This is a genomic window from Sporosarcina sp. Y1011 (assembly GCF_057669885.1).
This window is the reverse complement of sequence record NZ_JBYHFP010000017.1, coordinates 61,094-81,529: the sequence shown is the minus strand read 5'-3', so window position 1 is coordinate 81,529 and position 20,436 is coordinate 61,094. Positions and strand designations below refer to the sequence as shown.

The window sequence follows — 20,436 nt, the reverse complement described above, 5'->3', positions numbered from 1 at the left end:
CGATATCTCATTGATGTTTTGCTGTTCAGTTTTCAAGGTTCATATTAACGAAGATAACGAGTTTCATTCTCCGTTAATCATATCCGTCCTCCAAAAGCGACTTCTCTAATATAACATTTCGTGTTTGTAGAGTCAAGTGTTTTTTAAATTTCTTTTTTAAACTTCTTTTCAAAAGTTCTTTTCACTTTATCTCCCAAGCGACGTTAACTAGAATAACATGCTCAGCAAACATCTGTCAACTAGAAAAAAGGGACGAATGTAATTCGCCCCTTTTTCCTGTATCCAGTCAGATTACTTTGTAATCCCTATGATAGATTAATTCATTTTTAGAATCGCTCTGAACCACATGAATGAAGCCTTTATCAATCAAAAATTCGATGAATACCTCTAAATCAACTGAATACATTTTGGTTTCTTCGTGCTCGTGAAGCTGCTGTATTGTCCATAACTCTTGAGCCGCCATTACATCATTAATATGACGGGCTCCATCTGCCGTACGATTATGGATAAAAAACTCACTTGCAAGAAACAATAGTTCCAATCGTTTTTCTAAGGGTTCTTCACTCATGATAAGTTCTTCATATAGTTTATATATTGCCGGATCAATTCTTTTTACTTGGGACCACACTGTTACTTCCGGAAACAATCCATTCTCAATAACAGCTAGCCTTGCGAGGTGATGAAGTGATTTGACTACATGATGGTACGCGTCCATGAAATTTCCTTCTTCAAAAAACGTCTTACCTTCCATATAACCTCTAACTAACTTTGAAAACTCCAACCCCATTTTCATATTACGCCCCGAATAAGGATATTCCTGTAATTCAATTCTCATTTTTTCTACGAATTCATTTCGATCAAAATAGACTTTTCCATAAAACAACCAGTCTACAACTTTCCTTTTTGTTCCTTGGACTACCCATTTCCGCAATTGCTTTTCACTAATTATATGCATAGCGGCTTTCTCATTTCCATTAGTGTAGTGTTTCGTAAAAATAGGGATTTCATCGTCAGCGGTTATGATGAGGAGAATCACATCGAATGTATCTGTAATCGGATCCCCTTTCCCTCTTTTCTCTACTAGAATGACGCCAAGCGTCTCTTGAAAACTTGCCCGCTCTTGATAAATTGGCCTTAATACCTGTTCCACTGCTACACCTCCCTGCCATTTCATTTCGACGAGAAGGTGCTTATATCCTTTAATCAAGTAGGATTGATACCGCGAAAAACGAAATATATGCTATAGTAATTGAGGATATATTGAGGAGGTATGATTGATGAAACCTTATAAAAATAAGATAAATCGAATTAGATCCTTTGCTCTTGCTCTAATTTTTGCGGGAGTCGTTATTATGTACATCGGGATTTTCTTCAGAAAATACGAGATTGTCATGCTCATCTTCATGTTTCTTGGTGTTCTTGCTATTCTTGCCAGCACAGTTGTTTACGCGTGGATCGGAACACTTTCTACAAGGGCCGTCCAAATTACTTGTCCAAGTTGCGGAAAACAAACAAAAATGCTCGGACGCGTCGACATGTGCGGGCACTGTCGTGAGCCCTTGACGCTTGACCCTTCATTAGAAGGTAAAGAGTTCGACGAAACATATAACCGACCAAAGAGTAAAGCAGCAGCCAAAGAAGAGCCTAAAAATTAAAAGACGTCCGATGCCCCTTCATATAGAAGGAGTATCGGACGTTTTTAATTGACCTTTACAACGCTTGAAGCACAAGTCGGGCATGTACCATATACTTCTAGTCGATGGGAATTCACTTTGAATCCCGTTACATGAGAAGCTAAATGTTCCACTTCTTCTAGCCCGGGGTGATGAAAATCAACGATCGTTCCACATTCGTCACAGATTATATGATAGTGATCGTGAGTCACAAAATCAAAACGGCTCGAAGCATCTCCATACGAAAGTTCCTTAATGAGTCCGGCATTCCGGAATACACGAAGATTATTATATACTGTTGCGACACTCATATTAGGAAAATTGTTTTCAAGTGCTTTATATATATCGTCAGCCGTTGGATGTAACTCAGAAGAGATAAGATACTCTAAAATCGCATGCCGTTGAGGAGTAATTCTAACTCCACTACTTTTCAATGTGTCCAGCGCGTCTTTCAATCTCACTTCAGACATCGCTCTGCACCTCTATTCATAAAGATTCTTACTTTATAATTATTATCATTAGTGTACTTAAAATAGAGTACATATGTCAACTAAAGTGCTGTAAAGACCATTTCCTTTTGTCTATATCAATTACGCCTCGGCGCAATTGATTATCAGTAACCAAGCTTTAAATCAATTAAATTCGCTAAATCTCTTTCATTACGCAACCATTTTTCTAGATTTCCTTCAAATATGACGAGTGCTCTTTCAACATACTTTCCAGATAAACTTGATACATGCGGTGATACTGTGCAATTCGGAAGTTCCCATAGTTCATTTTCAACAGGGAGCGGTTCCGTTTCAAATACATCGAGCACAGCATGTCTGATTTCATCACTTTTCAATGCAGCTATCAGGTCCGCTTCATCGAAAAGGTCTCCACGACCGAAATTCATGAAGACGGCATTGTTCTTCATTGCCTTGAAATGTTCTGCATTGAGCATCCCTCTTGTCTCGGGCGTGCTAGGTAAAACAGATATGACAAAGTCTGCTTCTCCTAATTTATCCATCAATACTTCATAAGTAATCGTTTCATCCATTGATTCGCTTTTCTTGCCTGATCGGTTACAACCAATTGTCCGAACCCCAAACGCCTGAAGTAAACGCCCAACTTCAGAACCAATTGCGCCAGGTCCTAGAATTAGCGCGGTTGAACCTTTTAACTCAACTGACCGGACTTTCCGTCCCCATTCTTTAGACCGTTGTTGTTCCAGGATAAGCGGTAGTGACCGTTGCAGTGCTAAAATATGAGCAAGAACTGATTCGGCCATTGGTGTCTTATGAATGCCCTTTGCGTTAGACATTATGATATTTCGTACAGCCACTTCAGCAACCGGTATTTTTTCTATGCCTGCGGATGCAACCATAATCCATTCCAACGACTTTGCCCTTTCCAACAAATCACTATCTACGTCAACGCCATATGTCACAATCGCAGTTGCCGTCTGGACTTCTTGATCTGCCGGCTTCTTATTAAAATGCATTGTCACTTGTGGAAATTTTGCAAGAAGCGCTTCTTCCTGGTGTTTCTTAATATCAAATGTGAAAAGTACATCCATTATTAATCACCCCTTCAAGAGTTTATAAGTTGTTCTAGAGTCGCAAGTGCTTCGTCTATATGTCCTTCAACTTTCACTTTACGCCACTCCTTAACGACTGTACCTGTTGGGTCAATCAAAAATGTTGAGCGTTCAATACCCATATATTCTTTACCGAACATTTTTTTCAATTTCCAGACGCCATATTTTTCAGCAACAGAATGCTCTCCATCGACAAGTAATGAAAATGGCAAGCCATGTTTTCCGATGAATTTTCCATGTGAAGCTTCATTATCCGGGCTCACCCCTAGTACAACAGCATTTAACTTACTAAAATCTTCATATGCATCTCGGAAATTACAAGCTTGTGTAGTGCAGCCGGGTGTTGAATCTTTTGGATAAAAGTATAGTACTACATACTTTTCACCAGCAAAGTCTTTTAATGAAATCATTTCCCCGTTCTCATTCGGCAATGTAAATTCAGGTGCATGCATACCTTCAAGTGTCGTCATTATCCATTCCTCCAATATATTCTTTCCTTAATCCTACAAGACACGCCCTTCAGTTTCAATTTCTTTGGCTATCTGAGACAATTTGTTTAGAATAGATAGAGTAAAGAAATGAACGGAGGAATTAATAGTGATAAGAACAAATTCAGAGATTATTTATAATGAAGCGTGTGAACATATTGTTGGAGGCGTAAATAGTCCGTCGCGCGGATACCATGCAGTCGGTGGTGGTGCACCTACAGTTATGGAGCGTGCAGAAGGTGCTTATTTTTGGGATGTTGACGGTAACAAGTACATCGATTACCTAGCGGCTTACGGACCAATCATTACGGGGCATGCCCATCCGCATATCACTGAGGCAATTGTCAAAGCAGCGCAGACGGGTCTACTTTACGGAACACCTACTCGTCATGAAGTGAAATTCGCAAAAATGTTGAAAGAAGCAATGCCTGGCATGGATAAGGTTCGGTTTGTAAACTCTGGTACAGAAGCAGTTATGACGACAATTCGTGTTTCCCGCGCATATACTGGCCGAACCAAAATCATGAAATTCGCAGGCTGTTATCATGGTCATTCGGATTTAGTCCTAGTTGCAGCAGGCTCTGGACCAGCAACACTTGGAACGCCTGATTCTGCAGGTGTCCCGGAGTCCATCGCTAAAGAAGTAATCACCATTCCATTCAATGATCCAGAAGCTTATAAAGAAGCAATGGAAACATGGGGCGACCAAATTGCATGTATTCTCGTCGAACCGATTGTCGGCAACTTTGGAATTGTTGAACCAAAAGAAGGATTTCTACAAATTGTCCATGATATCGCAGCTGAACATGGAGCACTTATCGTTTATGATGAAGTAATCACTGCTTTCCGTTTCCATTACGGTGGCGCTCAAGATATGCTTGGATTAACACCTGACCTTACTGCATTCGGCAAAATCATAGGCGGCGGTCTACCCATTGGTGCTTACGGCGGCAAAAAGGCTATTATGGAACAAGTAGCGCCTCTTGGGCCTGCATATCAAGCGGGGACAATGGCTGGTAATCCGGCTTCCATGTTAGCGGGAATAGCTCTTCTCGAAGTTTTACAAACCCCTGGAATTTATGAAGAAATGGACCGATTGGGAGCTATTCTCGAAGAGGGTATTTTGGAGTCTGCAAAGGAACACGGAATTACATTGACAACTAACCGCTTAAAAGGGGCACTCACGTTGTTTTTCACCGATGTAAAAGTAGAAAACTACGAACAGGCTGAAGCAACAGACGGAAAAGTGTTCGCGAAATTCTTTAAACTCATGTTAAAAAACGGCATCAATCTAGCCCCCTCGAAATACGAAGCGTGGTTTTTGACAACAGCTCATACTGAACAAGATATTATGGATACACTTGTTGCCGTTGATAATTCATTCAAAGAACTTGCAACACTCACAAACGGTTGACCTAGCGGAAAATAGCTTTAACTTCATTTTGATGAAGTCTTCCACTTCTACAAGTGTTGGGAATTTGCAAAATTGGCCTCCAACTTGGAAGAGGGAAAATTCTAGCTAAATGAAGTTACTGTCTCCAACAGATGCCACAGACTTTTTAGAGGAATTTATCGAGCAGGTTCGATAAAAGTCTGGGCGCAAATATGCCAAGGCGTATTTGATTAGAAAGGATAATCCTTATGATACTTGGTGCCCGCATATTTAAAACGGGCATTGCGATTGTGTTCGCATTGTTCCTAGCGGAAGCTTTGCAATTGCCACATCCATTATTTGCAGGAATCGCAGCCATCTTCGCCATTCAGCCATCGATTTACAGATCTTATTTAACAATTATCGAGCAAATCCAAGGTAATATAATTGGTGCGGTCATTGCGATCTCATTGGTTCTATTATTGGGTAACCAGCTTATTACGATAGGTCTTGCAGCAGTGATTATTATAATAATCATGAACAAATTCGGTCTTGAGAAATCCATTTCATTGGCACTCGTAGTGATGATTTCTATAATGGAAATTAAAGGTGACGATTTCCTGTCATTCGCCTTTCTCAGATTTGTGACAATGATTCTAGGTATTCTAGCTGCTTTCGTTGTGAACTTGTTGTTTATGCCTCCTAAATATGAAACAAAATTATTTGAATCTATCCATCTGGCTCAAGACGAAATTATTCGTTGGACTCGCCTGGCTGGAAGGCAGGCTTCCGAACATATAGCAACAAAAAAGTCACTGAATAAATTGAAGGAACGTCTCACACAAGTCGACCAACTTTATACTTTATTCAAAGAAGAACGTAGCTACTTTAAAAAGAACACAAGGAACAAATCACGAAAGCTCGTCGTATACAGACAAATGATCGCCACTTCAAGGAGCAGTTATGAGGTTCTAAAAAAACTACATCAGCATGAAAATGAGCTGATTGAATTACCGGAACATTTCCGAATGATGGTGCAGGAACGGCTTGATGCACTGCTCACATACCACGAACATCTCCATCTGAAATTCGTTGGAAAACTGAAGTCTGATGCGGTAGGCACTAGTCCAAATGAAGAATACATTCAGCGTTACGAAGTAATGGAGATATTTGCAAAAGAGATTGCCCTTACAAAAGAAGAAGAAGAGTTTTCGGCTTATCATCTACTTCATATCTTATCGTCCATCTTTAATTACGAAGAACAACTTGAACACTTTGACAAATTGATTGTTTTATTCCAAAAGTATCACCACAATAAAGTAAATAAGAAAATAACAGAAGAAATCTACTGAAAAAGTCCCACAATCCGATAAATTAATCGGTTTGCGGGACTTTTTTTCAACGCCTCAACTCTTCATTTTCGGATCCAGTGCATCACGTAAACCGTCACCCATTAAGTTGAAGCCAAGTACTGTCAGCATAATTGCAATTCCAGGGAAAATCATCGTCCAAGGTGCCGAATGAAGGAAACTTTTAGAATCAGCTAACATCTTTCCCCATTCAGGATCCGGCGCTTGTGCACCCAGACCCAAAAATCCAAGTGCGGCTGCCTCAAGAATTGCTGTTGCAACGGCAAGCGTTCCCTGAACAATTACGGGTGCCATCGAATTCGGCAAGATATGGGACACTAAAATCCGTGCATCTTTCATACCGATTCCTTTTGCTGCTGTAATATATTCGTCTTCCTTAATGCTTAACACTTTTGAACGAATTAGCCTCCCAAAGTTCGGTACATTAATAATCGCAATTGCAATAAGGGCATTTCGTAAATTTGGTCCAAGTACAGAAACAATTGCAATGGCCAATAAGATAGAAGGAAACGCGAGCATAATATCGAATATACGTGAAATAATCGTATCAACCCAGCGTCCATAATACCCGGCTATAATCCCTAGTGCACTCCCTACAACGACCGATCCAATAACTGAGAAGAATCCAACCCATAGCGAAATTCGAGCACCGTGAATAATTCGGGAAAAAATATCCCTTCCAAGGTCATCTGTTCCAAACCAATATTCGCTAGAAGGAGGAAGAAGCCGGTCCGTTAGTTTTTGGTCATTAATGCCTTCTAGTCCAATGTTCGAACCAAGATACCCTTGTTCAGCCGCAAAACCGAATCCCGCTAACAGGATAAAGAATAGAACAATAACCAGGCCGACGACTGCAACTTTACTCTTTTTAAAGCCGTTCCAAGCTTCGCGCCAGGGTCCTGCCATTTTTTCAGCTTTGACTTCTGTAACTCCATTGACTTTAGGTGCAAATTCAGACATTTACGCTCCCCCCTTCCTCAATCATATTTAATCCTCGGATCAATGAGACTATAGAGCAAATCGACAACTAGGTTAATTATTACAAAGAAGAGCGCAACTATAAGAATTGCTGACTGGATAACCGGGTAATCTCGGAACCCGATTGCATCATATATATAGCGACCCACGCCAGGCCAAGCGAAAATGGTCTCTGTTAAGATTGCGCCGCCTAATAACATGCCCATTTGTAAACCGATGATAGTTAAAACTGGGATAATTGCATTTTTAAGCGCATGTTTGTAAACCACCCAAAACATTTTTTGTCCTTTAGCGCGAGCTGTACGAATATAATCAGAACGCATTACTTCTAGCATACTTGAGCGGGTCATCCGTGCAATAATCGCCATCGGAATTGTCGCTAGAGCTAATCCCGGTAAAATTAGATGTCGGAAAACTTGCCACAACTGGTCAAAGCGACCTTGAATAATCGTATCAAGTATATAGAGGTTTGTTATGGCATTGACAGGATCTCGCACTTGCTCCCGCCCTCCTGTCGGCAACCATGAGTTTTCTACTGCAAAAACCCATTGTCCCATTAGACCTAGCCAGAAGATAGGCATAGATACTCCAATTAGCGCTAAAATCATTGCTGAATAATCAAACCATGAGTTTTGGAACCATGCCGAAATAATTCCCGCATTGATACCGATAATAACTGCTATAACAATAGCGAAAAGCGCTAATTCAAAAGTGGCAGCCAAATAAGGCCAAATTTCATCAGCAACAGGTGCCCGCGTTCTCATTGACTCACCAAGATCGCCTTTGAAAAGATCTCCAAGGTATTTAAAATACTGGATATACCAAGGATTATCCAGACCTAACTTTATCGTAAGCGCTTCCACAGCTTCCTTAGTTGCCTGCTGTCCCAAAATAATCTGTGCTGGATTACCTGGAATTGCACGGATAATCATGAATACGATAAATGTCATTCCAAGCAAAACCGGAATGAGTTGCAGCAATCTTTTACCAATGTAGCTGAGCATAACTTTTCACCTCTCCAACTCTGCTTTCAATTTGTATGTACAGATAATATGAAAAGAAAAAGGGAGAAATCCGCTAGACCTCTCCCTTTCCTCTATACTCCCAATCTCTTACTTAAATTCTACTTTTGAAAGTAAATCAGACCCCGTTGGATGTGGAAGGAATCCTGTTAAATCAGTAGCTCCACCAAGTAATGGCGTCGAGTGAGCAAGTGGTACCCATGGAGCATCTCCATGAATGATGACCTGTGCTTCTTTATACAATTCATTACGCTTATCTTCATCGACTTCAGTTTGTGCAGCGATTAGGATATTATGAAGTTCTTCATTTTTATAGTACGTATAGTTGTTACTGCCAATATTGTCTTCATCAAGTAATACATATAAGAAGTTATCTGCATCTCCGTTATCCCCAGTCCAGCCTAGCATAAACGCATCTGCATCTCCTTTACTTGCAAGCTCCAAGTAAGTTGCCCATTCATGTGAAACGATTTTCGCAGTAATTCCAATATCAGCGAGGTTTTTCTGAATAACTTCGGCTACCTTTTTACCATCTGGCATGTATGGACGAGGTACTGGCATTGCCCAAAGTTCCATTTCAAAACCATCTTCTAGTCCAACTGATTTTAGTAGTTCTTTTGCTTTTTCGGGATTATAATCATATCCCTCAACGTCTTCGTTATAACCTGAAATGGATGGCGGCATCGGATTTTTTGCAATGTCCGCACGTCCTTCAAAGAATGAATCAATAATTGATTGTTTGTCGATTGCATGATTAATCGCTTGGCGCACTTCCACTTTATCGAAAGGCGGGCGTGTCACTGTTAGGCCTAAATAGCCTACGTTCATAGAAGGACGTTCAAACAATTGCAGATTTTCATGGTCTTCAATTGACTTACCGTCAGATGGATTGATGCCATCTGCAAGTTCGATATCCCCTGCCATCAATGCGTTTAAACGCGCCGAGTTGTCAGGGATTGAACGGAAAATAACTTTGTTAAGTTTTGGTAGACCTTCGTCCCAATAATCTTCGAATTTCTCAATTGTAATTGTTTCATTCGGTTTCCATTCAACGAACTTAAATGGACCTGTCCCAACTGGATTTCTTTCGAAGTCATCGTCACCTTTTTCAAATGCAGTAGGACTTGCAATAGCAAACATACTCATTGCAATATTTTTAAGGAATGGTGCTTGTGAACGAGTCAGTTTGATAATGACTGTATTATCACCATCTGCCGTTACCGAATCAATCACGTGTCCTTCGTCACCTTTGAAACCACCAAACATTGAATTATAATACGGGAACTTTTCTGCATCCCCATTTGCCCAACGATCGAAGTTTTTAACGACAGCTTCTGCATTGAAATCTGTTCCATCGTGGAATTTGACACCTTCACGCAGCTTAAATGTATACGTTAAACCATCTTCACTCGGTTCCCACTCTGTTGCAAGCCCCGGGTTGATCGTTGTATCGTCCTCGCCGAAATTCAAGAGTGTTTCATACAGGTTAACTGTTACTTTGAAGGATTCTCCTTCTGTTACTCTCGATGGATCGAGTGAAGTTGAATCTCCGCCCCGTCCAAATACTAGAGTATCTTTTACATTTTGTTCGTCTCCAGTGTTCTCCTCTTCTTTCTTGCCATCGCCCGTATCAGACGAGCAAGCTGCAAGAGCAGTCGTAAGAATGAGAAGCAACATCAACGCAAGTGAACCTAGCTTTCCTTTTCTCATAATGACCCCTCCATCTGTTTTATATCATTGTCTACCTGTTCACTGTAAAGATGGCAGGCGACAGAATGACCCGAATCATATTCAACAAGCTGTGGTACAAACTTTGTGCAAATATCCATTTTAAAGGGGCAACGCGTATGAAACGTGCAGCCACTTGGAGGATTTGCAGGATTTGGAATATCCCCTTCAAGAAGAACTTGCTCTTTCTGGTAATCAGGATCTGGTACCGGCACTGCAGATAGCAGTGCCTGCGTATATGGATGAAGAGGTTTAGCATAAAGCTGCTCGCTTTTCGCCATTTCAACCATCTTCCCGAGATACATTACTCCAACGCGATCGCTTATATGACGAACGACCCCTAGATCATGCGCGATAAAGATATAAGTGAGATTAAATTCTTTCTGTAAGTCTTGCATTAAATTTAGTACTTGGGCTTGAATCGAAACGTCAAGCGCTGATACAGGTTCATCTGCAATAATCAGTTTAGGATTCGTCATCAATGCACGTGCAATACCGATACGCTGCCGCTGCCCTCCGCTAAATTGATGCGGATATCGCTTAGCATGATATCCGCTTAGACCGACTACCTCTAGAAATTCATTTACTTTCTTTTTCCGTTCTTTTGAATTATCAATACCGTGTACAATAAGCGGTTCTTCCAAAATTTTGCCGATTGTATGACGTGGATTCAACGACGCATAGGGATCCTGAAATACCATTTGGATATCCCGCCTGGTTCTCCGCATCTCTTCAGATGATAAAGATGTCAAATCTTTCCCATCAAATTCAACTTTCCCTTCAGTTGGCTCAAGAAGACGCATTAGCATTCGCCCTGTTGTAGACTTTCCACATCCAGATTCACCAACGATGCCGAGCGTCTCACCTTCATTCACGTAAAATGATACATCATCTACAGCCTTGACATGGCCGACTGTTCTGCCAAGAATTCCTTTTTTAACAGGGAAGTACTTTTTTAAACCTTCAACTTTTAATAAGGGCTTTGTCGTCATGCGTTTTCACCCCTTCTCTGTCATATAGGAAGCATCTCGTCTGGTGAAAATCTGAGGTTTCATAGAGTTCGGGGTCTTCAATTTGACAACGGTCAAATGCAAATTCACACCGGGATGCAAATCTGCATCCTTGCCGTATTGAACCTGGTTTCGGTACATTCCCCGGAATGGAGTAAAGCCTGTCCTTTTTATAGCGCATATCAGGAACGGATTGGATTAACCCTTTTGTATAAGGATGCTGTGGATTATCGAAAATTGTCTTAACAGATGCTTCTTCGATAATTTGACCGGCATACATGACAATGACACGTTCACATGTTTCTGCAACGACACCCAAGTCATGGGTAATTAGGAGCACCGCAGTATTCAATCGAGTGTTCAAATCCCTCATCAATTTAAGAATCTGTGCTTGAATCGTTACATCAAGAGCTGTTGTCGGTTCGTCAGCAATGAGTACTTTGGGATCACAGACAAGTGCCATAGCAATCATTACTCGCTGCCGCATCCCTCCTGATAACTGGTGGGGATAGTCTCTCATCATTTCCTTTGCACGAGGCAAGCCCACAAGTTGTAACATTTCTACTGCCCGTTCTGCTGCTCTTTTTTTTGACCAACCTTTTTCATGAATTAATACAGCTTCAATCATCTGATTACCAATTGAGAATAATGGATTTAATGAGGTCATCGGTTCTTGGAAAATCATTGCAATTTCATTCCCTCGAATATGACGCATCTGCTTTTCTGTCATTCCAAGTAAATCCTTATCTTCAAAAAGTATTTCTCCACCAACAATTTTGCCAGGAGGTTGTGGTACAAGTCCCATTATTGAGAGTGAAGTTACACTTTTTCCGCAGCCAGACTCCCCGACAATTCCAAGGACTTCACCTTCGTTCAAATGAAAGTCAATATGGTCTACGGCAGGTATCTCTCCTGAATCTGTAAAAAAGGTCGTCTGCAAATCTTTCACTTGGAGGACAGTTCGTCTTTCATCCATCAGATCACCTTTTTCTGAATTATCTATATAGTTACAGTATACAATTTTTCTCAACAAAGGCAATACTATCTTCATATATTAAGATACTAAAAAAACCATCTCATTGAAACTTTTCATTTCAATGAGATGGTTTCTATTTGTTAATCTCCAAGCGTTTGTACTTGAAATAGACCGTAATATATTCCTTGCAAAGCCATTAATTCTTTATGCGTTCCCATCTCTTTTAGCTGACCTGCATCAATAACGAGAATTTTGTCAGCATGGGTAATTGTTGACAATCTATGTGCAACAATAAGCGTTGTTCGTTCATTAGCCAGTTTTTCTAGCGATTCTTGAATGAGCGCTTCGCTTTCAAGGTCAAGTGCTGATGTCGCTTCATCCAATATTAGGAGCGGTGGGTTTTTCAAAAAGACACGCGCAATCGCAATTCTTTGCTTCTGACCACCTGAAAGTTTCACGCCACGTTCTCCAACTTTTGTATCGTACCCAAGGGGCAGTGTCTCGATGAATTCATGGGCATTTGCAGCCTTCGCAGCAGCAATGACTTCTTCATCGGTTGCATCCGATTTCCCCATCATTATATTACTTTTCACAGAATCACTAAACAAAATGGTATCTTGCAAAACAATTCCAATCTGTTCGCGTAAAGACTTAATGTTAACGTCACGAAGATCATGTCCATCGACAAAAACAGCACCGCCCGTCACATCGTGAAAACGAGGTATCAAACCGACAATCGTCGATTTCCCTCCACCACTCATGCCTACAAATGCGATTGTTTCGCCTGGTTCAACAACGAAATTAATCCCATTCAGGACAGGTACTCCACCCTCTTCATAAATAAAGCTGACATTATCAAATTCGATTTTCCCGTCGATAGGCGGAAGTTCAATTGCACTAGGCTTGTTTGTAATATCATATTCCTGTTCCATCAAATCAAAAACTCGGTCCATCGACGCAAATGATTGGGTGAGCGATGTCGATGCATTAACCAATCTCCGAAGTGGGTTATACACCCTGTCGATGTAAGCGATGAATGCCACCATCGTTCCGATTGACAAATCATTGTTGATGACTTGATAGCCCGCATAGGCAATGACTAGTAGAGGTGCAACATCTGTAATCGTATTTACGACAGCAAACGCTTTCGCATTCCACCTTGTATGATCAAGGGCTTTATCGAGAAAATTGCCATTTGTTTTATTGAAACGCCCTTGTTCTTCTTCCTCAAGTGAAAAACTTTTAATAACACTTACTCCCGCCACTCGTTCATGTAAGTAACTTTGAACATCCGCAAGCGCTTGAGAACGTTTCCCTGTCAACTCCCGCAGTTTTCCAAAGAAATGCTTGACGCTATATGCGTAGAAAGGGAATGCAAGAAGTGTGACAAGCGTCAGAGGAACGTCCATTGTCAACATGATGGTAACTGCTATGATAATTGTAGCAAGGTCTAGCCAGACATTCATAAGTCCAATCATTACAAAGTTTTTCGTTTGCTCAACGTCATTAATCACCCGTGAAATGATTTCTCCGGCTCGTGTATTTGAGTAGTAGGTTAGACTCAATTTTTGTAGATGCGAATACAATTCCTTACGGATATCATATAAAATTTTATTACTCACATACTGGGCGTAATATTGCCGGTAATACTCAACTGGCGGCCTGATTATAAAGAACACGAGTACTGTCCCACCAAGCCAATAGAATAACTGTTTTGTCATCTCAGCTGCAGTAAGCGTTTCCGATAAGATGATGTTATCGATAACAATCTTCATCAGTAACGGGATGAATAACGGGATTGCAAATTTCACAATTCCGATAAGAATCGTCAAGACGATTAGCCAGTTGTATGGTTTAACAAACTTCATGTATCGTTTTATACTGTCACCCATCTTTTTACCTCCTACTAAGAAAAGCGTAAGGCGCTTGGAGTCTAGACACCGACCCGTGTAGAAAAAGCCTGCCGCAAACAATCGCGATCAGGCTTTCACTTATCGTTCTTGACCTGTTTATGAAATTCATACCTCGACGTCCAAACTTCAATGAAGTCGGGTGCGAATGGTCCTCTGCGCTGTTTGATCCAACCTAGCAGAGTCTCCAAGTTCTTTTGTAATATCTGATCAATAACATCTGGATAGCCCATCTGTTTCCTATGATCCGCATACTCGTCCTCATCAAGGATCATATAACTCATATCAGGAAAGACTTTCACATCTAAATCATAGTCGATATATTTCAGCGATTTATTATCGTAGATGAATGGCGAGCTCATGTTGATATAATAGTAAACGCCATCTTCCCTAAGCATACAAATAATATTAAACCAATGTTCGGCGTGAAAATAGCAAATCGAAGGTTCACGTGTCAACCATGTACGCCCATCCGATTCCGTAACCAGCGTTCTTTCATTAGCACCAATGACAATGTTACGCGTGCCTTTCAACACTAATGTCTCCTGCCAAACGCGATGGATTTTACCATTATGTTTATAGCTATGTACTTGTATCGTTTCTCCTTCTGTAGCAATCGTCATGAATAACCCACCTTTTGGTTGCCGGAAAATTTCGAAGCCGCTATTATTTCATCATTATACCAACAGAACGGTACTATTTGAAACCTTTCAACTCTTTTTTCCTTTCACGACGTCACTTTTAGATACAAAAAACCGACAGAAGCATATAGCTTCTGTCGGCCGGCGGTATCCATCTACTTATTTCGAACCGTTTTCGAACTGATTTGCGCGTTGTCCAGAAGCATTTGTTTTGTTGGCTTCTGATTGTTGGTTTTGTCTCCTAACCTGATTAACATCAGTTTCGGAACCAAACTCCTCAGTCATCGCATTTGTTTGGTTTTGGTATTGCCCTTGTTGCTGTGATTGCTGGTTTTGTCTTCTAACTTGATTTACATCAGTTTCAGATGCAAACTCCCCAGCCATCGCGTTTGTGTTCTGGTTTTGTTTTTGTTGTTGTGATTGCTGATTTTGTTTCCTTACTTGGTTCACATCAGTTTGGTTCGGGTTGTTTTTAGTCAATGGATTTTCACCTCCGTGCAACTATCATGTGCAAAGAGACATTTTTTATTCATTTGGAATATTTTACAGCAATATTGAACGTCCTCCGTCGACAATTATCGTCTGTCCTCGGATCATATCCGAATCGTCCGAAATGAGGAACATAGCCGTTTTCACCATGTCTCTGATTTCAACCATTCGACCCGCAGGCGTATTAATACGTGCATCTTCAAGCAACTCTTCCCGATTTGGGAAGTGTTTCAACGCTTCCGTGTCAAGCGCACCACCTGAAACTGTATTCACTGCAATTCCCATTGGAGCAAGTTCAACTGCCAAATAGCGGGTAATCGACTCAATTGCCGCTTTTGAAACACCGACTGTGGTGTAATTTTCAAGGTAACGGATAGACCCAAGCGAACTAACACCGATGATTTTCCCGCCTTTATCCATTAGTTTTGCTGCTTCCTGAGCTCCGAACAACATCGCTTTTGCGTTTATATTCATTGTCCAGTCCCAGTGTGTCTCTTCTAGTTCCATGATTGGGCGCAAAACACCTGATGCTGCATTTGATACAAATACATCCAACCGTCCAAATTCCTCTTTCACTTGCTCAAACATCACGCGAAGCTTTTTAACGTCACCAACGTTTGCGCGAATCATAATCGCACGCCTACCAAGTGCTTCAATTTCTTTCACTGTTTCTTCTGCCGCGGAACGGCTCCTTGCATAATTTACAACAATATCATAGCCTTCTTTTGCAAGTTCAATCGCTAGGGCTTTTCCTAGTCCCCTTGAGCTTCCAGTCACCATTGCCACTTTATTTTCAGTCATTATTTTATTCCCCCTCGTTTAATTTCTTCCCAAATTTTCAACACTGGAACAGGTTTCGGCAACGCTTCTACCTCTTCTTGTGTGAAAAAGTGGTAACCTTCCAAGATTGTATCCGTTTTCTCAATACGGGCGCTATAACTTTTCATTTCCCAAGTCAAATGGGTAAATATATGTTTGAAAGATAATATTTCAACTACATCCATCAGTTCGATAGCAAAATGCTCATGTGCCATTTCTTCTAGTGGTTGATTTTTTGCAGACTCTACCATTGGAAATTCCCATAAACTAGCCAATAGCCCTTTTGAGGGTCGCTTTCTCAGCAGCCACTCACCTTGCCTATTTTGAACCGCAAATGCAGTAACAGGTATGATTTTCTTTTTTGTTTTTTTCGTCTTGACAGGCAATTCTTCTTGCCTACCTTCGTGAAAAGCTAAACAAAAGTCCCTAACTGGACACAGTAAACATCTGGGTTTAGGTGTACAAATCGTCGCCCCAAGTTCCATAAGTCCTTGGTTGAAGGAAGAAGGATCATCTTTGTCTATTAAATCCATGACCACCGCTTCAAAAATATTTTTTGTCCGTGGAATTGAAATATCTTCTTCTATTAGAAGTAATCTGGAAATGACACGCATGACATTGCCGTCAATCGCATGCTCCGGAACACCATAGGCAATACTGAGAACAGCTCCTGCAGTGTACGTTCCAACACCTTTTAGCGTAGATATTTCCGCGCGATTTGAAGGCACTTTTCCACCGTAATCTGAAATAACTTCTCTAACACCAGTTTGGAGATTTCTTACCCGGGAATAATAACCGAGACCTTCCCACATTTTCAATAAATCATTTTCTTCAGCATCAGCTAGTGCTTTCATCGTCGGAAAGCTTTCAAGAAACCGTTTATAATAAGGTATTACTGTATCGACTCTAGTTTGTTGCAACATCACTTCTGAAACCCAAATATGATATGGATCAGACGTCTTCCGCCAAGGTAAGTCTCTTTTTTCACGCAGATACCACGAAAGAAGAGATTTACGGAATTCATCTTTGTTTATTATTATTTGCATCATTTCCTCCTTATCGCATATGCTTATCTTTGAGCATAAAAGGGTAGTGTTATGTATATGGCTTTTTATAAAGTCTATCCAATGCCGGTCGGAAACGTTATGGCCAAAGGAGTGATTATTTGGATACTGGAACGCATATCGTCATGGGTTTAGCACTTGGTGGACTCGCTCTCGCAGATCCCGTCGTTGCGACTGAGAGTGCTACAATGAGCGCAGTTGTTGCTGGCGTCATTATTGGCTCACTTATCCCAGACGTAGATACCGTTTTAAAACTAAGAAATAATGCTGTCTATATACGGCATCACAGAGGAATAACACATTCAATTCCAGCGGTATTATTATGGCCGCTTGTTATTACTCTACTCATGTCGTTTTTTGTACCTGATGCTAACTTCATACATGTGTGGGGTTGGACATTTCTAGCCGTATTTCTCCACGTATTCGTTGATATTTTTAATTCCTATGGAACGCAGGCTTTAAGGCCATTCTCCAACAAATGGGTCGCTATCGGCGTCATCAACACGTTCGATCCGATTATTTTTGTATTGCATGCTATTGCTCTGATTATATGGTCAATGGGTGTAAATCCGGTTTATACGATTTTGATACTGTACACCATCATTTTCTTTTATTATTTACTGCGTTTTGCCGTTAAGTCTGCAGTCAAAAAAGCTGTCAAAAATACAGTTCCCGATGCAGTAGAAATTATTATTGCACCAACGATTCGCTTTTTCCATTGGAAAGTGGCTGTTTCTTCAAAGACGTGTCATTACGTCGGACGTGCTTACGGAAGATCTGTTAATATTTACGACCAGTTCGACAGAGAGCCGATGCCGTTATCCCCTGAAATAGATGTAGCGATGAATGATAAGAACATCAAAGCTTTCACATCTTTTTCTCCCATCTACAGATGGTCAATCACGACGATTGGCGATATATGCGAAGTCCGTCTTATTGATCTTCGCTACCGCAGTAAAGGTTATTATCCTTTTGTCGCAGTAGTGCATATCGATAAGGACTTAAATGTCCTAAGTTCATACACGGGATGGATTTTTTCTGAGGATAAGCTTAATAAAAAGCTTAACTTCAGTCCAAACTCTTAAAAACTGATTGAAATTAATGAATCATAATAGATAGAGAAATTTATAGAAACATTTCTCTATCTATTATTTATTACTTACCCTCTTTTACCGATTTCAACATTGCAATTGGTAATGCCTCATCCGCACGTTCTCCACCTAGCCTGTAACCCCATGCAAAACGACCTTTTAGGTAATCAACCTGGAAAAACATACCTTCATCCCCTTCAATCCGGTACATTTCACCAGGCACGATTGTTTTCGGATCAATTAAATAAGACTGTGCCATAACAACTTTACGCTGATACACCGCAAATTCATTCATGATACCAAGTTGCTCGGCCTTTCGTGCTTTTTCACGAAGCCTTCCGATTTCTGTACGCAGCTCATGCTCCGTCATTTCACTATACTTTTTTTCATTCTCCATCTTCCTCAATCTCCTTCTTTTCGATAAATTGATCGATTTTCTCCATAGGAACACCCTTTTGGTACATTGCCTGTTTCACTTTATCTTTTAAGGTTCGCCCGTTAAACTTTGAACTGTATCGATTCCATGCTTTCTCTCCGACTGTTTCAGCAATCGCTTTCCATTCATCTTCTTCACGGGCGAAGTCTATATTCGCAAGCGCCTGCTTAATCAGGTCAAATGAATATCCTTTACGTAGCAATGCATTTTGAATCTTTTGTTTTAATTGGGCCGGTACTGCGGAACGATTAGCATTTGCTGTCTTTTCAGCAAGCCTCGTTGCAATTTCAAGTTGTTCATCCTCCGAATAAGATTCAAGTACTTTGTTTTGTACTTCCTTTCCTATCCCTTTTTTATGCATTTCCTGTTGAATTGCTCTTGGCCCTTTACTGGATGAGTTTTTTTGGGTTCGGAGTAACGCTTCCGAGAATGTTTCATCATTAAGGAATCCAAGGCTTCTCAATTTCACAAGCGCTTCCAGTACAATTGCTTCTCCATACCCTAGGTCCAAAAGCTTCTTCTTTACTTCAAACTCACTGCGCATTCTAAACCCTAAATAATGGAGCGCACGATTAAATGCCTTACGAATTTCATCTTCGTAGACCATCTCGTCAATTGACCACTCTTCAAGCGTCATCCCTTTTGTTAGACCAAATTTAACAAGTACCGATTCATGGACGCTGTAAGCATACTTTTCATCCAAGAAAATATTGTATCTTTCAAGATCTTTTTTCTGTTGTGATATTTTAGTAATTACAGGCACTTTTAACACGCCTCCCCTGCTTTCTATTAGTATACATGTTCCATCCTTGTGCTTCAGCCTAATTTGTCTCAATATGGGGTATATCATACTAACGGGGGTGTAGGTTAATGAAAATCGTCATTGCAGGCGGCTCGGGTTTCGTCGGACAGAAATTGACGGCCACACTATTGAATGAAGGACATGAAATTATAATTTTATCCAGGAGAGAAAGTAAGAGTGATGGCAATGTGAGGTATGTATCGTGGCTCCAAGAAGGTAATCAGCCTGAACTTGAAATTATTTCCGCTGACGTCTTTGTTAACCTTGCTGGCGTGTCCATCAATGAAGGACGTTGGACGGAAAAGCATCGTAAACAAATTTATGAGAGTCGGATAGAAGCGACTGATGAATTGCTGCGAATTATTTCGGCATTGAGTGCAAAGCCGTCAGTACTGGTTAATGCGAGTGCGATTGGTATTTATACAGCATCAGAAAGCACTATATATACAGAGGAATCTACTGATTACGCAGAAGACTTTCTTGGTAAAACTGTTACGGACTGGGAAGCGAAAGCTAGCTCTGTGAAATCCAATAATACTCGGTCCGTTTTCATGCGATTTGGTGTCATTCTTGGAAAAGATTCTGGTGCCTTACCGCTTATGGTAATGCCGTACAGATTATTTGCTGGGGGAACCGTTGGGTCGGGCAACCAGTGGGTATCATGGGTCCACATTGATGATGTCGTGCGTGCAATCGTATTTGCCATCAATAACGAAGACCTTCACGGTCCTGTAAATGTTACATCGCCTTTCCCTAAGAGAATGAGGTATTTCGGAAAAACGATCGGAGCTGTGCTTCATAGACCTCACTGGATTCCTGTTCCCTCATTCGTAATGAAAGTCGTACTAGGTAAAAAAAGTGCGCTTGTTCTGGAAGGACAGCATGTAATACCTGAAAAGTTATTGAACAACAAGTTTGAATTCCGATTTGCGACACTCGAGTCAGCTTTAAGTGAGTTATATAAGAAAGACGTATAAATTAGTTTCCT

The 20,436-nt window shown here is 40.8% G+C and carries 21 protein-coding genes; 5 read left to right on the top strand and 16 right to left on the bottom strand.

Going from position 1 to position 20,436, the window contains the following annotated elements; translation table 11 throughout:
- Positions 1–286: 286 nt before the first annotated feature.
- Positions 287–1,150 (bottom strand): nucleotidyltransferase-like protein, encoded by an 864-nt coding sequence (locus AC25Y5_RS15530; RefSeq protein WP_488141087.1) that lies wholly within the window; start codon positions 1,148–1,150, stop codon positions 287–289.
- 127 nt (positions 1,151–1,277) lie between these two features.
- On the opposite strand from AC25Y5_RS15530, the gene AC25Y5_RS15525 reads away from it, so the two are divergent.
- Positions 1,278–1,655 carry a YgzB family protein gene (locus tag AC25Y5_RS15525; RefSeq protein ID WP_482102971.1) on the top strand — a complete coding sequence of 126 codons (378 nt, stop codon included), beginning with the start codon at positions 1,278–1,280 and terminating at the stop codon, positions 1,653–1,655.
- A gap of 44 nt (positions 1,656–1,699) precedes the next feature.
- Here the strand turns inward: AC25Y5_RS15525 and perR are convergent, their stop codons facing one another.
- From perR to bcp, 3 genes are all read right to left on the bottom strand, one after another.
- On the bottom strand, positions 1,700–2,143 hold the full coding sequence (perR, locus tag AC25Y5_RS15520) for a peroxide-responsive transcriptional repressor PerR (RefSeq protein ID WP_488141086.1): 444 nt from the start codon (positions 2,141–2,143) through the stop codon (positions 1,700–1,702).
- A 143-nt stretch (positions 2,144–2,286) separates the two neighbouring features.
- A complete protein-coding gene (locus AC25Y5_RS15515) occupies positions 2,287–3,231 on the bottom strand; it encodes a D-2-hydroxyacid dehydrogenase (RefSeq protein WP_488141085.1) in 945 nt (314 codons plus the stop codon).
- Positions 3,232–3,245: 14 nt separating this feature from the next.
- Positions 3,246–3,722: a thioredoxin-dependent thiol peroxidase gene (bcp, locus tag AC25Y5_RS15510; protein WP_488141084.1), complete on the bottom strand. Its 477-nt coding sequence runs from the start codon at positions 3,720–3,722 to the stop codon at positions 3,246–3,248.
- 127 nt (positions 3,723–3,849) lie between these two features.
- Between bcp and AC25Y5_RS15505 the strand changes: the two genes are divergently transcribed.
- Both AC25Y5_RS15505 and AC25Y5_RS15500 read left to right on the top strand, forming a co-directional pair.
- On the top strand, positions 3,850–5,154 hold the full coding sequence (locus tag AC25Y5_RS15505) for a glutamate-1-semialdehyde 2,1-aminomutase (protein WP_488141083.1): 1,305 nt from the start codon (positions 3,850–3,852) through the stop codon (positions 5,152–5,154).
- 227 nt (positions 5,155–5,381) lie between these two features.
- Positions 5,382–6,464 carry an FUSC family protein gene (locus AC25Y5_RS15500; protein ID WP_488141082.1) on the top strand — a complete coding sequence of 361 codons (1,083 nt, stop codon included), beginning with the start codon at positions 5,382–5,384 and terminating at the stop codon, positions 6,462–6,464.
- 54 nt (positions 6,465–6,518) lie between these two features.
- On the opposite strand, the gene AC25Y5_RS15495 is transcribed toward AC25Y5_RS15500, so the two are convergent.
- From AC25Y5_RS15495 to mutY, 10 genes are all read right to left on the bottom strand, one after another.
- Complete coding sequence (locus AC25Y5_RS15495; RefSeq protein WP_488141081.1) at positions 6,519–7,442, bottom strand: ABC transporter permease; 924 nt, start codon at positions 7,440–7,442, stop codon at positions 6,519–6,521.
- 17 nt (positions 7,443–7,459) lie between these two features.
- Positions 7,460–8,464 carry an ABC transporter permease gene (locus tag AC25Y5_RS15490; protein ID WP_488141080.1) on the bottom strand — a complete coding sequence of 335 codons (1,005 nt, stop codon included), beginning with the start codon at positions 8,462–8,464 and terminating at the stop codon, positions 7,460–7,462.
- Positions 8,465–8,572: 108 nt separating this feature from the next.
- Entirely contained in the window at positions 8,573–10,192 is a 1,620-nt protein-coding gene (locus AC25Y5_RS15485; RefSeq protein ID WP_488141079.1) for an ABC transporter substrate-binding protein, read from the bottom strand.
- Positions 10,189–11,202, bottom strand: coding sequence for an ABC transporter ATP-binding protein (locus AC25Y5_RS15480; protein WP_488141078.1), 1,014 nt, complete (start codon positions 11,200–11,202; stop codon positions 10,189–10,191). The genes AC25Y5_RS15485 and AC25Y5_RS15480 overlap by 4 nt, the downstream gene beginning before the upstream one ends.
- Positions 11,174–12,196, bottom strand: coding sequence for an ABC transporter ATP-binding protein (locus tag AC25Y5_RS15475; protein ID WP_488141077.1), 1,023 nt, complete (start codon positions 12,194–12,196; stop codon positions 11,174–11,176). The genes AC25Y5_RS15480 and AC25Y5_RS15475 overlap by 29 nt, the downstream gene beginning before the upstream one ends.
- Before the next feature lie 140 nt (positions 12,197–12,336).
- Positions 12,337–14,088 (bottom strand): ABC transporter ATP-binding protein, encoded by a 1,752-nt coding sequence (locus AC25Y5_RS15470; protein ID WP_488141076.1) that lies wholly within the window; start codon positions 14,086–14,088, stop codon positions 12,337–12,339.
- 95 nt (positions 14,089–14,183) lie between these two features.
- On the bottom strand, positions 14,184–14,729 hold the full coding sequence (gene ntdP / locus AC25Y5_RS15465) for a nucleoside tri-diphosphate phosphatase (RefSeq protein ID WP_482102983.1): 546 nt from the start codon (positions 14,727–14,729) through the stop codon (positions 14,184–14,186).
- A 177-nt stretch (positions 14,730–14,906) separates the two neighbouring features.
- Positions 14,907–15,227 (bottom strand): gamma-type small acid-soluble spore protein, encoded by a 321-nt coding sequence (locus AC25Y5_RS15460; protein WP_488141075.1) that lies wholly within the window; start codon positions 15,225–15,227, stop codon positions 14,907–14,909.
- Positions 15,228–15,290: 63 nt separating this feature from the next.
- On the bottom strand, positions 15,291–16,037 hold the full coding sequence (gene fabL, locus AC25Y5_RS15455) for an enoyl-[acyl-carrier-protein] reductase FabL (RefSeq protein WP_488141074.1): 747 nt from the start codon (positions 16,035–16,037) through the stop codon (positions 15,291–15,293).
- Positions 16,037–17,101 (bottom strand): A/G-specific adenine glycosylase, encoded by a 1,065-nt coding sequence (gene mutY / locus AC25Y5_RS15450; RefSeq protein ID WP_488141073.1) that lies wholly within the window; start codon positions 17,099–17,101, stop codon positions 16,037–16,039. The genes fabL and mutY overlap by 1 nt, the downstream gene beginning before the upstream one ends.
- Positions 17,102–17,220: 119 nt before the next feature.
- Here mutY and AC25Y5_RS15445 point away from each other — a divergent pair, with 119 nt between their 5' ends.
- Entirely contained in the window at positions 17,221–18,204 is a 984-nt protein-coding gene (locus AC25Y5_RS15445) for a metal-dependent hydrolase (RefSeq protein ID WP_488141072.1), read from the top strand.
- A 70-nt stretch (positions 18,205–18,274) separates the two neighbouring features.
- Here AC25Y5_RS15445 and AC25Y5_RS15440 read toward each other — a convergent pair whose 3' ends face one another.
- Together AC25Y5_RS15440 and recX are read right to left on the bottom strand one after the other, a co-directional pair.
- Complete coding sequence (locus tag AC25Y5_RS15440; RefSeq protein ID WP_482105753.1) at positions 18,275–18,607, bottom strand: YfhH family protein; 333 nt, start codon at positions 18,605–18,607, stop codon at positions 18,275–18,277.
- Positions 18,597–19,409: a recombination regulator RecX gene (gene recX, locus AC25Y5_RS15435; RefSeq protein ID WP_488141071.1), complete on the bottom strand. Its 813-nt coding sequence runs from the start codon at positions 19,407–19,409 to the stop codon at positions 18,597–18,599. Before recX ends, AC25Y5_RS15440 begins: the two co-directional genes overlap by 11 nt.
- Before the next feature lie 107 nt (positions 19,410–19,516).
- On the opposite strand from recX, the gene AC25Y5_RS15430 reads away from it, so the two are divergent.
- Positions 19,517–20,425: a TIGR01777 family oxidoreductase gene (locus AC25Y5_RS15430; protein WP_488141070.1), complete on the top strand. Its 909-nt coding sequence runs from the start codon at positions 19,517–19,519 to the stop codon at positions 20,423–20,425.
- The last annotated feature ends 11 nt before the right edge of the window (positions 20,426–20,436 follow it).